14 protein-coding genes are annotated in these 12384 nt (G+C 72.5%); 8 read left to right on the forward strand and 6 right to left on the reverse strand.

The features are described from left to right. Positions 1-127: 127 nt before the first annotated feature. Positions 128-1660: an SDR family NAD(P)-dependent oxidoreductase gene (locus SM793_RS34950; RefSeq protein WP_320442364.1), complete on the forward strand. Its 1533-nt coding sequence runs from the start codon at positions 128-130 to the stop codon at positions 1658-1660. A gap of 24 nt (positions 1661-1684) precedes the next feature. Here SM793_RS34950 and SM793_RS34955 read toward each other — a convergent pair whose 3' ends face one another. The 3 genes from SM793_RS34955 to SM793_RS34965 all read right to left on the reverse strand — a co-directional run bounded on the left by SM793_RS34955 (position 1685) and on the right by SM793_RS34965 (position 3904). Continuing rightward, on the reverse strand, positions 1685-2014 hold the full coding sequence (locus SM793_RS34955; RefSeq protein WP_320442365.1) for a DUF6191 domain-containing protein: 330 nt from the start codon (positions 2012-2014) through the stop codon (positions 1685-1687). Between the two features lie 108 nt (positions 2015-2122). Then, positions 2123-3214 carry a restriction endonuclease gene (locus tag SM793_RS34960; RefSeq protein WP_320442366.1) on the reverse strand — a complete coding sequence of 364 codons (1092 nt, stop codon included), beginning with the start codon at positions 3212-3214 and terminating at the stop codon, positions 2123-2125. Between the two features lie 243 nt (positions 3215-3457). Continuing rightward, complete coding sequence (locus SM793_RS34965) at positions 3458-3904, reverse strand: nitroreductase family deazaflavin-dependent oxidoreductase (RefSeq protein ID WP_320442367.1); 447 nt, start codon at positions 3902-3904, stop codon at positions 3458-3460. A 114-nt stretch (positions 3905-4018) separates the two neighbouring features. On the opposite strand from SM793_RS34965, the gene cutA reads away from it, so the two are divergent. Then, complete coding sequence (gene cutA / locus SM793_RS34970) at positions 4019-4351, forward strand: divalent-cation tolerance protein CutA (RefSeq protein WP_320442368.1); 333 nt, start codon at positions 4019-4021, stop codon at positions 4349-4351. 55 nt (positions 4352-4406) lie between these two features. Here the strand turns inward: cutA and SM793_RS34975 are convergent, their stop codons facing one another. Then, entirely contained in the window at positions 4407-5636 is a 1230-nt protein-coding gene (locus SM793_RS34975) for a GNAT family N-acetyltransferase (protein WP_320442369.1), read from the reverse strand. 160 nt (positions 5637-5796) lie between these two features. On the opposite strand from SM793_RS34975, the gene SM793_RS34980 reads away from it, so the two are divergent. Further along, positions 5797-6195, forward strand: coding sequence for a hypothetical protein (locus SM793_RS34980; RefSeq protein ID WP_320442370.1), 399 nt, complete (start codon positions 5797-5799; stop codon positions 6193-6195). Here the strand turns inward: SM793_RS34980 and SM793_RS34985 are convergent. Next, positions 6188-6514 carry a hypothetical protein gene (locus SM793_RS34985; RefSeq protein ID WP_320442371.1) on the reverse strand — a complete coding sequence of 109 codons (327 nt, stop codon included), beginning with the start codon at positions 6512-6514 and terminating at the stop codon, positions 6188-6190. The genes SM793_RS34980 and SM793_RS34985 overlap by 8 nt on opposite strands. A 108-nt stretch (positions 6515-6622) precedes the next feature. After that, entirely contained in the window at positions 6623-7486 is an 864-nt protein-coding gene (locus SM793_RS34990) for an SDR family oxidoreductase (RefSeq protein ID WP_320442372.1), read from the reverse strand. Positions 7487-7660: 174 nt separating this feature from the next. On the opposite strand from SM793_RS34990, the gene SM793_RS34995 reads away from it, so the two are divergent. The 5 genes from SM793_RS34995 (at position 7661) to SM793_RS35015 (ending at position 12324) form a co-directional block, all read left to right on the forward strand. Continuing rightward, positions 7661-8290, forward strand: a complete 630-nt coding sequence (locus tag SM793_RS34995) for a helix-turn-helix domain-containing protein (protein ID WP_320442373.1) — start codon at positions 7661-7663, stop codon at positions 8288-8290. A 279-nt stretch (positions 8291-8569) separates the two neighbouring features. Further along, positions 8570-9790 carry a cytochrome P450 gene (locus SM793_RS35000; protein WP_413816105.1) on the forward strand — a complete coding sequence of 407 codons (1221 nt, stop codon included), beginning with the start codon at positions 8570-8572 and terminating at the stop codon, positions 9788-9790. Positions 9791-9835: 45 nt separating this feature from the next. Beyond that, positions 9836-10996, forward strand: coding sequence for a type III polyketide synthase (locus tag SM793_RS35005; RefSeq protein ID WP_320442375.1), 1161 nt, complete (start codon positions 9836-9838; stop codon positions 10994-10996). After that, positions 10993-11742 (forward strand): NUDIX hydrolase, encoded by a 750-nt coding sequence (locus SM793_RS35010; protein ID WP_320442376.1) that lies wholly within the window; start codon positions 10993-10995, stop codon positions 11740-11742. Before SM793_RS35005 ends, SM793_RS35010 begins: the two co-directional genes overlap by 4 nt. A gap of 159 nt (positions 11743-11901) precedes the next feature. Next, positions 11902-12324 carry an SHOCT domain-containing protein gene (locus tag SM793_RS35015; RefSeq protein ID WP_320442377.1) on the forward strand — a complete coding sequence of 141 codons (423 nt, stop codon included), beginning with the start codon at positions 11902-11904 and terminating at the stop codon, positions 12322-12324. The last annotated feature ends 60 nt before the right edge of the window (positions 12325-12384 follow it).

The raw sequence follows: 12384 nt of genomic DNA on the forward strand, positions 1-12384 counted from the left end.
CCCCCGGGGCCGGCGCCGCGGCGTTATTCGAGCGCGCGTTCGCGGACGGTCCACTACAGTCCTCCCATCGTCGCAACCGCCCGCGAGCGGTTCCGACGCAGGTCAACAGGGGCACGAGGGGGCGGACATGGCAGTCCGGGACGACAGGGGCACCACCACCGGGGAGATCACCCCCGAGGAGCTGGCCGCGTTCAGCCGCACCCTCGGCCGCCTGCGCGCACTGCCGAGCGGCGACCGCACCCGGCTGCACGCCGAGCGACAGCTCAGCTCCTTCTGCCGCGAGAGCCGCAAGCAGCGCCGCCAGGAGGCGCGCGCCGAGATCCTGGCCGCCGACGCCGAGTTGCTCGCCGCCACCGCCACCGGCGCCCCCGACCGCCGCGAGGACGCCCCGCTCGCCACCGCACCTGTCGGCCCGACGCCCGTCGGCTCCGCACCCGTCCGCCCGACGCCCGTCGGCTCCGCACCCGTCCGCCCGACGCCCGTCGGCTCCGCACCCGTCCGCCCGACGCCCGTCGGCTCCGCGCCTCTCCGTCCCGCGCCGCTCGGCGAACTCCGCGGCGGCCGCCGCTGCTACGTCTGCAAGCAGCCGTACCGTGAGGTGGACGCGTTCTACCACATGCTCTGCCGCCCCTGCGCGGCCGACAACACCGCCCGCCGTGCACTCTCCACCGACCTCCGGGGCCGCCGCGCGCTGCTCACCGGCGGCCGGGTGAAGATCGGCTTCCAGCTCGCCCTGATGATGCTCCGCGACGGCGCCGAGCTGCTCGTCACCAGCCGCTTCCCGCACGACACCGTGCGCCGCTTCCGGGCCGCCGAGGGCAGCGCCGCCTGGTGGGACCGGCTCACCGTCATCGGCATCGACCTGCGCGACCCGCGCCAGGTCCTCGGCCTCACCGAGCAACTGCGCGCCGACGGGACGCCGTTGGACATCCTGGTCAACAACGCCGCGCAGACCCTGCGCCGCCCGCCCGAGTCCTACGCCCTGCTGGCCGCCGGCGAGCGGTCCGCCCTGCCCGCGGGCGACGCCGCGACCGTGACCCACGCACCGGGCTTCCGGCCGATGCCCGCGCTGACCCCGGCCTGGCCGACCGCCGAACTCGCCTCCCCCGCCCCCTCCTCACCCCCGCTCCCGGTACCGCTCGGAGCCGACGAGGCCGGCCTGCTGCCCGACCTCGCGGACACCAACTCCTGGTCCGCACGGCTCGGTTCGCTCGACCCCGCCGAGCTGCTGGAGGTCCAGCTCGTCAACGCGCTCGCCCCGGCCCTGCTCTGCGACCGGCTGCTGCCGCTGCTGCTCGCCTCCCGGCACCCGCGCCGCTACATCGTCAACGTGACGGCGGTGGAAGGCCGTTTCGCCGTCCGCAACAAGACCGCCGGACACCCGCACACCAATATGGCCAAGGCCGCGCTGAACATGCTCACCCGCACCAGCGGGGAGGAACTCGCCACCCGCGGCGTGCACATGTGCGCCGTCGACACCGGCTGGATCACCGACGAGAACCCGGCCCCCAGGAAGACCCGGATCGCCGCCACCGGCTTCCGCACCCCCCTCGACGTCGTCGACGGCGCCGCCCGCGTCTACGACCCCATCGTCCGCGGTGAGACCGGCCACCCGGTCTCCGGCGTCTTCCTCAAGGACTACCGCGAAGCGGCCTGGTGACGGCAAGCGGCCCGTGCGTCCGGGTCAGCCGTCGGACGGACCCCCGACCGCCTCCCCTCCCGCCCGTTCCCGCTTGCGGATCACCACCGCGGTGCCCGCGTCCAGGTCGATGCCGTGGCCGGGCGGGGCGGTCGCGTGGTCGTCGTCGCGCAGGACGAGGCGGGCCTGGCGCTGCTCGACCTGGACCCGCTTGCCCGCGTGGAACAGGGCGTGCAGCTCCTCGAACACCGACATGCCGAGTCCGCCGGAGGATCCCGGGCCGGCCTCCGGCCCGCCGTTGCGGCGGTTGCCCACCACCGCCGCCAGGGCGACCAGCCCGGTCACCAGGGCCGCCGCCGCCATGACCACAGCCACCACTACCGTCATACCCGTTCGAACGACCGGGCCACGCAGGATCGTTCCGGCGCGCCCGCTGCGCGGGAAGTCGGCGAGGTCGACCTCCCGCGCGGCGGTCGGTCGCGGTCACTGCCCCGCAGCCACCGCTTCCTCGTCCGTGACCTCCAGGCCGTACGCCACGACCGCCTGCCGCAGGCCGCCCGGGTAGCCCGCGAGGGCGGGGGTGAAGTCCCAGTTCCCGGCGGGGTCACGGTCGAAGCGGCCGAGGCGCATCGCGATGTTGCTCTCCGCCCCGTCCGCGAGGTGGACGACGGCCGCCTCCTGGTCCGCGCCCGCCTCGAGGATCAGCGCCGGTCCGGCGAATCCGGCCATGGTGGCCGTGGGGTGGTTCTCGGTGTCGGCGGCGGCGATGACGACGAGCCGGTCGGCCTCGGCGGGCAGCGCGTCGAAGTCGACCATGAGACAGGCGTTGGCGTCGTCGTAGCCGGTGACGAGCCGGACCGAACCGTCCGGCGTGGAGGCGTTGTTGTAGAAGACGAGGTGGTCGTCGGAGAGCGCGCGGTTGCCCTGGCAGACCAGGGCGGCGATGTCGTACTCCTCCTCCCCCGTCCAGTGAAGCAGGAGCCGGGCAGGCTCGGCCGCCACGTCGATCGCGGGCGCATCCGCGGCCGGCTCGTCCGCGGCGCTCGCGTAGGCGGGCGCGAACATCTCGTGGAAGCCGTGGTGCTTGAGCAGGCCGACCAGTTCGGAGCCGTTGATCAGCGTGATCGGCTTGCCGGAGACGAACTGGTGCGAGCTCGGCCCGAACTTGCTGGTGGTGACGAGCACGGCCTTGGTGGCCGCCCGGTCGTGCTGGAGCGTGCCGAAGAGGTCCCGCACGACCGAGGGGGTCACCGTGTCGCGGTAGCGCTTGACCTGCACGATCACATTGCCGCCGCGGAACGGGTCGCTGTCGATGCCGCGCACGTCCACCCCGCCGTCCTTCGACCGGGCGGTCAGCTCGACCTTCATGCCCATCGACTCCATCAGCCGGGCTATCAGCTGCTCGAACTCGATCGGGTCCATCTCCAGCAGGAGTTGCAGCTCGCGCACCCGCCGCACCATCCGGCCGCGGTTCGCGTTGGTGTCGTCGCGGAGGTGCCGGAACAGCATCCGCTGGGCGCGGCGCTCGGCGGTGTCGGGGTTGCTGAGGCGGTGGAGCTTGCGGCTCCGGGACATAGGTACTCCCTCGAACGCACGGAACTGACGTCTCGTCAGGTGCGTGTCAGAAATGGCGACTTCAGGACGGCTTGGGCACATCCCCCGCTGGGTAAGTGAGTAGGTTACCGCCGTACGCGGACTCTGTCGTTCGGATCGGCACGGGCGGTCCCACCCGACCGCCTCCGCGCGCCCAACCAGCCCACCCCTCCACCTACCTCCTGGAAGCGCGCCGCCCGGGTTGGACCGCCCCGGCGCCGGGCCCTACCGGTGTCCGGGCTCCAGCACGAAGACCGGAATCACGCGGTCGGTCTTCTCCTGGTACTCGGCGTACGCCGGATACGCGGCGACCGCGCGCTCCCACCACTCGGCCTTCTCGTCCCCGGTGACCTCGCGGGCCGTCATCTCCTGCCGCACGGGCCCGTCCTGGAGCTCCACGTGCGGATCGGACTTGAGGTTGAAGTACCAGACCGGGTGCTCGGGGAAGCCGCCCTTCGAGGCCACGGCCGCGTACCGCCCCTCGTGCTCCACCCGCATCACCGGGATCTTGCGGATCCTGCCGCTCCTCGCGCCGCGCATCGTGACGATGACGACCGGCAGGCCCGTGTCCCAGAGCGTCGTTCCCTGTGTGCCGCCCGAACTCTCGTACAGCTCGACCTGGTCGCGGATCCACTGTGCCGGGCTCGGCCCGTACTCGCCCTCAAGAGGCATCGCGTTCACCCTGTCGTCGCGTCGTGAAGAAGGGACACCCCGGGCGAGGAGCCTATCGAGCGCGAGGCTCCCGTGCCCTCTCGGCGCTCCGCCCCGTGGTTAGGCTCTCCCCTCATGGCAACGAACGACAGTGAGCTTCTCGTGGTGACCACGACCCACGACGATGAGGCGAAGGCCCGCGCCCTGGCGACGGACGTCGTACGGGCGCGACTGGCGGCCTGTGCGCAGGTGTACCGGATCCAGTCCGTGTACTGGTGGGACGGCGAGGTCCAGGACGCGGCGGAGTGGCGGATCGACTTCAAGACGCGCGCCGAACTGGCCGAGTCACTCGCGGAGTTCATCGGCGAGCGGCACGAGTACGACACCCCGGAGGTGGTCGCCGTCCCGGTGGTGACGGGCAGCGCCGCGTACCTGGAGTGGGTGCGGTCGGAGACGGCGCAGCAGTGAGCGGCCCGCCACTCCTCCGGATCCCGGAGCGGCGGGCCGTCGGCGCTCCCCCCGATCAGAACCAGTGCAGGCAGTGCGGCGGCTGCTCCGTGCGGAAGAGAGCGTCCGCCACCGCCGCCGCACCCGCCTGGTGGGCCTCGATGCGGCCGGCGCGGACCAGGGTGCTGGGGGCGGCGCCGCCGAGGTAGATCGAGCCCAGGTCGCTGACGTCCAGGCTCAGGTCCGGCTCCCGGTCGGTCTCCACGCACTCCGCCTTGCCGTCCCGGACGGTCAGCAGGTAGCGGTTGCGCTCGCCCAGGAACGCGTCGTCGACGTCGAGCACCAGCTCCCCGTCGGCGATCCAGCCGCGCGCGGCCAGGGCAGCCGGCACATCCAGCAGCCGCACCCAGAGCCAGTCCTCCTCGGCGCTGGTCTCACCGCTGCGGATGTCCTCCAGCTGCCACCTCAGCGGGTGCCAGGCCGGGACGTGCTTGAACACGACCTGGCCGATCAGGTCGTGGCCGAGTACGGTCCGGGCCAGCGTGGTGAACACCACGTCGTCGAGGGCGATGACCTCGTCCACGGTCAGCGTGCTCGTCTTCGTCACGCGGTCGAGTTCGCCGAGCGCGTAGCTGGCGTAGCCGTCCGGGACACCGGCGGCGTCGCGGTGCAGCACTATGTAGCGCGGCGCCGGGGAGATCGGGGGCTGACCGGCCCGCAGGGCCCACCAGCGGTGCGGGCGGGAGAGGGCCCCGGGCTGGGCGCGGCGGTAGCGGTCGTAGACGTCCTCCAGGATCTCCTGGCAGTCGTCGCTCCGCAGCAGTTCGACCGTGCCGGTGTCCTCGCCGGCCGCCCTCGGGGCGACGAGGTCGGCCCGCCGGCGCGGCACGGTCAGCCGGTTGGTCCAGGTCGCCGGTCCGTAGCCGAACCGGCGATAGATCACGGCCTCCGAGGCCAGCAGCACCGAGAGGAACTCGCCCCGCTCCCGGACGTCCGCGAGCTGGCGCCGCATCATCGCGGTGAGCGCGCCCCGGCGCCGGTGCGTGGGCGCGACACCGACGGCGGTGACTCCGGAGACCGGTACGGCATCGCCCCCGGGCAGGGTGAGTTCGAAGGAGTAAGCGGCCGCGGTGCCGACGGGCCGCCCGTCGTCCGTCACGGCGACCAGTCCCCGGTCCAGCTCGAACGCCGACCACCAGGCCCCGCCGCCGTCCTCGGTGGTGGTTCCGGGGAACAGCCCGAAGGCCGAGTGCATGGTGGCGATGAACGCCTCACGGTCCTGCTCGGTCGTGGCACGAATCTCCATCGGTACTGCGGCCTCCCCTGTTCCTCCGCACCACCACACGTGGCGCCCGGCCACAGTGCATCCGCCCCGACCACCCAGGTCAAGCGAATTACACCCGCAGCGGCCGCCCGCACCGCCGGTCAGTACCGAGTAGCCTCCCCTCGAGGAGAGGAGTGCCGCCATGAGCCGGCCCGTGCACGACGGAATCGAACTGATCCCTCGGCCCGAGCAGGACCCGGCAGCACTCAGAGCCGCCCTGGCCGTGGTAGCCGCGGACCGCCTCCCGGAAATGCTCGACGGACAGGCCGAGGCGATGGCCGAGGCCATCGAGACCGCGAGCGTGCAGCCGCTCCGCTCGTTCGTAGCGCACTGGTCGGCGGTGGTGGAGATCGAACGGCACCCGGCCACCGCCCGGGCGTACCACCGGGCGAACTGTCTCGCGAACCATGCCGCGACCCTTGCCGAGTGCCGCGAACACGCCACGGCCGTCGCCGAGTTCTACCGCGCCGCCTACGCGAAGGTGCGGGGCCCTCGGCCCGCCGGGGGTGGCGGGCCGAGGGCGGGGCGGGCGGTCAGCTGAAGAGCACCGAGCGGAACTTCAGGCGGTCGCCGAGCTTCTTGCCCGGGTTCATGACGTAGAAGACGTCGCCGTCGCAGTCGGACTCCACGAAGACCGTGGCCGTGGAGGTAGTGAGGTTGTGCGGCGCGAAGGCCGGGTGCGACTCACTGGCGCCGGGGACGTTGATACAGGTACCGCTCTCGGGGTCGGCCACCCCGGCCGGAGTTCCGTTGCCGACCTTGTAGAGGAAGTCGCCGGTGGCGGCGTGGGCGGAGTTCGGGACGGCGAGGGTGATCAGCAGGGCCCCGGCGGCGGCGACCAGGGAGTTGCGAAGACGCATGGTGGTTCCTTGTGCTCAACGGTGTCGGGACGTCCGACACCGCGTCGATTCCCCTCTATCCGCCCCCGCATCAGCCGTACACCCGATCGAGGGAAGAGGATCACCCGTTCAGGCCACCCGCTCGCCGCTCGCGTTACTGGCGGACGCCCCGCCGCCCGCCCCACTGCCCGCCCCACCGCCCGTCATGGCGTCGCGGACGCCGCGCGACAGGCGTTCGGCTATCGCGGCGACCAGGGTGCGCGGGCGGCGCGGGGTGAGGTGGGCGCTGAGCTGGTTGGCGAGGCCCGGGACGACGTAGGCGCGGTCGGCGTCGAGGGCCCGGAGCGCCGCCCGGACGACCGGCCCGGGGGTGGCGAAGCTGCCCGTGACGGCGGCCTTCCGGGTGCCGATGACGTTGAAGAACTCGGTCTCCACCGGCCCGGGGCAGAACGCGAGGACGCGGATGCCGCGCCGCCGGTACTCCTGGCGCAGCGCGAGGCTGAAGTTGAGCACGAAGGTCTTCGAGGCGCCGTAGACGGCCAGGTACGGGGTCGGCTGGAAGCTCGCCGTGGAGGACACGTTGACCACCGCGCCGCCGCCGCGCGCGAGCATGCCGGGCAGCAGTTCGTGGGTGAGGTCGACCAGTGCGACCACGTTGACCATCAGCTGGTCGTGGTCGCGCTGCCCGTCGACGGTCTCGAACGGGCCGCAGGTGCCGAAGCCGGCGTTGTTGACCAGGAGGTCGACGGTGAGGCCCCGGTCGGTGAGTTCGGCGCCGACGCGGCGGGCGGCGTCGGGGGCGGAGAGGTCCTGGACCAGGACGTGGGCGGTGACGCCGTGGGCCTTGCCGAGGCGCTCGGCGAGGTCGTGCAGGCGGTCGGCGGAGCGGGCGACCAGGACGAGGTCGTGGCCGCGCGCGGCGAGCTGGGCGGCGAACTCGGCGCCGAGGCCGGAGGACGCGCCGGTGATCAGAGCAGTGGTGGCAGTGCGCACGGTGGTGCTCCCTTGTCTCACGATCCATGACACGGTCGATGACTCGATCTGTGGCTCGATCTGTGACACGAGAGTATCGGATAATCGTGGATCTGCGACACTGATGTTTCAGTTAACAGTCGAACCGATCCCCCGCTGTACCGTTCCCGGTACGGCAGAGCTGGAGGCACACAGATGAACCGCACGCCCGGGCGCCCGCTGCGCGCCGACGCCGAACGCAGCGTCCGCGCGATCCTCGCGGCGGCCGAACGCGTGCTGGCCGAGCATCCGGGCGCGACCATGGAGCAGATCGCGGAGGCCGCCGGGGTCACCCGCACCACCGTCCACCGGCGCTTCGCCAGCCGACAGTCCCTGATCGACGCCCTGGCCACCGAAGCGGCGGCCAAGCTCGCCGAGGCGATCGAGGACGGGCACCCGGAGACCGCGCCGCCACTGGTCGCGCTGCACCGGGCGACGGCCAATGTGCTGCGGGTGAAGGCGGCCTGGGGCTTCGCCCTCGGGCCGGCGGCCGCCGGGAGCGAGCCGGCCGCCCGGATCCACGAGGAGGTCGCCCGCCGCTGCGTCGAACTGCTCGGCCGGATCCAGCAGCAGGGGGTGATCGCCGCGGACGCCGACCTGGAGTGGGTGCGGCGGGTCTACTACGCCCTCATCGGCGAGGTTCTGCACGGGGAGCCGGCCATCGCGGGGGCAGGCCGCACCACGACCGCGGAAGCCGCCACCGCCAACGCCCCCGACCCGGACACACTGGCCGCCCGGATCGTGGACACCGTCCTCCACGGCGTCGCCCCGCGCGCGGCGCGCTGACGAGCCGACGGGCCGACGGGCCGACGGGCCGACGGGCCGACCCGCATCCCGCATCCCGGGCCGGAGGCTGACCCGGACCTCCACCTCCGGCCGGTACAACACCCGCACCGGACGGTCCGGATGCCGACCAGGCGCCCCAACTCGCCCATATCGCATGACAATCGTCTATCTCCCTCGATCGAGGGAAAGATCGCCCATGACGCCATTTTCGCCGCCGGATGGGGGAACATCAGCACGTCCGCGCCCGAACGACCTCGGTCGGGCGGCAGAAACCGGCCCCTGGATCAGCCCGTGACTCCCTCCTCCGCATCCGTGTGGGACTGCCCCTTCAACCACACCGACGGCCTGGAGTTCGACCCCCTCCTCAAGCGACTGCTCACCGAGGAGCCGATCGCCAGAATCCGCCTGCCGCACGGAGAGGGCGAGGCCTGGCTGGCCACCCGTTACGAGGACGTCCGCGTGGTCACCACCGACCGCCGGTTCAGCCGCGCCGCGGGCATCGGCCGGGACCTGCCCCGGATGACGCCCGCCCCGATCGCCCAGGTCGAGTCGATCAACCTCATGGACCCGCCGGCCCACAACCGGCTGCGCCGGCTCGTCGCCCAGGGGTTCACCAACCGCCAGGTCGAGCGGATGCGCGCGCACACCCAGCGCGTCGTCGACGGCTACCTCGACGAGATGACCGAGCACGGCGCCCCGGCGGACCTCGTCGCCCACCTCTCCGCCCGGCTCCCGCTCACCACCATCTGCGAGCTGCTCGACATCCCCGCCGCGGACCGCACCGAACTCCGTGGCCACGCCGTCGCGATGATGGCGATGGGGCCGAACAGCGGCGCCGGCCAGGTCAACGCCAAGACCGCGCTGCGCGCCTACTTCGCCGAGCTCACCGCCGCCCGCCGCCGCGATCCCGGCGAGGACCTCATCAGCGCCCTCGCCACCGCCCGCGACGGCGACGAGCTGCTGGACGACGACGAACTCGCCGTGATGGCCATGGTCCTGCTGGTCACCGGCCACGACACCAGCACCTACGAGCTGTCCAACATCACCTACACCCTGCTCACCCACCCCGAGCAGCTCGCCAAACTGCGCGCCCAGCCCGAGATGCTGCCGCGTGCCCTGGAGGAGCTGCTCCGCTTCATCCCGTTCCGCCAGGGCGTGGGAATCGCCCGGGTCGCCACCGAGGACGTCGAGCTCGGCGGTGTGCTGATCCGGGCCGGCGAGCCGGTGCACGTCTCCTACCTGGCCGCCAACCGCGACCCGGCGGTGTACGAGCGGCCCGACGAGCTCGACCTCGACCGGGGCGCCCCCACCCACATGACCTTCGGCTACGGCACCCACCACTGCCTCGGCTCCCATCTGGCCCGGATGGAGCTCCAGGTGGCCATCGGCACCCTGCTGAACCGGTTCCCGCGGCTCCGGCTCGCCGTGCCGCCGGAGGCCCTGGACTGGCGGACCGGCTCGATCTGGCGCTACCCGCGGACCCTGCCCGTCGCCTGGTGACGACCGCCCCCAGCCGCAGGCCACCTGCCCATCGGAGACCCCGCCATGCCAACACTCTGCCGCCCCGCCGTCGCCGTCCCCGAGCACGTCATCACGCTCGACGAGACCCTCGACCTGGCGCGCACCCTGCACGCCGACCACCCGCAACTCGGGCTCGCCCTGCGGCTGATCGAGAACACCGGGGTGCGGACCAGGCACCTCGTCCAGCCCATCGAGGAGACCCTCCGGCACCCCGGCTTCACCGCACGCAACGCCGTCTACGAGCGGGAGGCCAAACGCCGCGTCCCGGAGGTGGTCGAGCGCGCCCTCGGCCACGCCGACCTCACGGCCCAGGACATCGACCTCATCCTCTACGTGTCCTGCACCGGCTTCATGATGCCCTCGCTGACCGCCTGGCTGATCAACAGCATGGGGTTCCGCTCCGACACCCGCCAGCTGCCGATCGCCCAGCTCGGCTGCGCGGGCGGCGGCGCCGCCGTCAACCGGGCGCACGACTTCTGCCGCGCCTACCCCGGCGCCAACGTGCTCATCGTCGCCTGCGAGTTCTGCTCGCTCTGCTACCAGCCCACCGACCTCGGCGTCGGCTCGCTGCTCTCCAACGGGCTGTTCGGCGACGCGATCGCCGCCGTCGTGCTGCGCGGCCATGGCGGCACCGGCGTCCACCTGGAGCGGAACGGCTCGCACCTCGTCCCGGAGACCGAGCACTGGATCTCCTACGGGGTCAAGGACACCGGCTTCCACTTCCAGCTCGACAAGCGCGTGCCCGGCACCATGGAGATGCTCGCGCCCGCCCTGCGGGCGCTGGCCACCGACCACGCCTGGGACGTCTCCGGCCTCGGCTTCTACATCGTGCACGCGGGCGGTCCGCGGATCCTCGACGACCTCTGCCGCTTCCTCAACCTGGAGCCGGCCGCGTTCCGGTTCTCCCGTGCCACGCTCACCGAACGCGGCAACATCGCCAGCGCCGTGGTCTTCGACGCGCTGGCCCGGATGTTCGAGGAGGGCGGGGTCGAGGACGGCACCCAGGGGTTGATCGCGGGCTTCGGCCCGGGCATCACCGCCGAGATCTCGCTGGGCAGTTGGGTGCGGCAGCCACAGGAGGCGAAGGTCCCGCGCCGGCCCCGGGCGATCGACACCGCGGAGCTGACCCTGGCTCACCAGAGCGCCCCCCTGCTGCGTCCGGCCGGGACTACGATCACCGAATGACCGAAACCACCGATGCCAGCCATGCCACCGATGTCACCGATGCGGCCGGGGCGACCGATGCCACCGATTCCAGCGGCGTCGCCGCTGACACGGCTGATACGGCTGGCACCGCTGCCACCGATGTCGCCGCTGACACCGATACGGCCGGGACGGCCGGGGCGCCGTTGATCCCCAGACCGCCCCGGCCCGGCGACGCGTCCCGGGCCACCCGGCTGGCCGCGCTCTTCCCCGCCCTGCACGCGCCGCAGTACTGGGCCTGGGGCCGCTACGACGCGCAGTTCTCGACCGTCCTGCCGCCGGACGAGCTGGTCACCAACATCCACCTGGTGGGTTTCACCGACGGCGACCGGGTGGTGCTCTGCCGCGACGACCGGAACCACTGGTTCCTGCCCGGCGGCACCCGCGAACACAACGAGTCCGTGGACTCCTGCCTGGTCCGCGAGCTGCGCGAGGAGGCCGGCGCCCGACTGCTCGGCGACCCGGTCTGGCTGGGGGCGCACCGCTGCGTGACCGACGACCCGGTGCCCTACCGGCCGTGGCAGCCGCACCCGGAGAAGGCGTGGCTCTGGGGCTGGGCCGACGTGGCGGTGGACTCGGTGCCGACCAACCCGGACGACGGCGAGCAGGTCGTCGAGGTGCGGGCGGTGGAGCCGGACGAGGCCCGGCGGCTGCTGCTGGACGGCCACGAAGCCTGGTGGGGCGAGCTGATCGCGCTGGCGGTGGAGCTGCGGTCGCGACCGCGCTGAGCCGCGTCCGACAGGTCACCGGGCCGCATCCGGCACGCCACCGGCCCCCGTCCGGAAGGTCACCGGAATGGCCCAGTACGGCAGCATGACACCCGATTCGCGGTGATATGACTCGAAGGGACTCGGGTCCCCATCGGGCCCGCACCGACGGGAGCCGTCATGGACAACTACCCGCTGCTCAACATCTTCTGGACGATGCTGGAGCTGTTCCTCTGGATCCTCTGGTTCTTCCTGCTGTTCAAGATCATCACGGACATCTTCCGCAGCCACGACATGGGTGGCTGGGCCAAGGCCGGCTGGATGATCCTGGTGATCCTGCTGCCACTGATCGGCGTGCTGGTGTACGTGATCGTGCGCGGCAAGAGCATGGGCGAACGCGATGCCGCCCAGGCCCAGAAGGCCGACGCCGCGTTCAAGGCGTACATCCGGGACGCGGCCGCAACCTCTGGCGAGGGCGGCACCGGAGACGCGGGCACGGGTCGCAGCCACGTCAACGACCTGGCGAAACTCGCCGAACTCAAGGCCAACGGGTCCCTCTCCGAGGAGGAGTACCAGCGGGCCAAGGACAAGCTGCTGGCCTGAGCCCGGTACGGCGGGGGGGGGGGGGGGGGGGGGGGGGGGGGGGGGGGGGGGGGGCGCCCC

It is taken from the genome of Kitasatospora purpeofusca, assembly GCF_034043715.1.
GTDB classification, from domain to species: Bacteria; Actinomycetota; Actinomycetes; order Streptomycetales; family Streptomycetaceae; genus Kitasatospora; species Kitasatospora purpeofusca_A.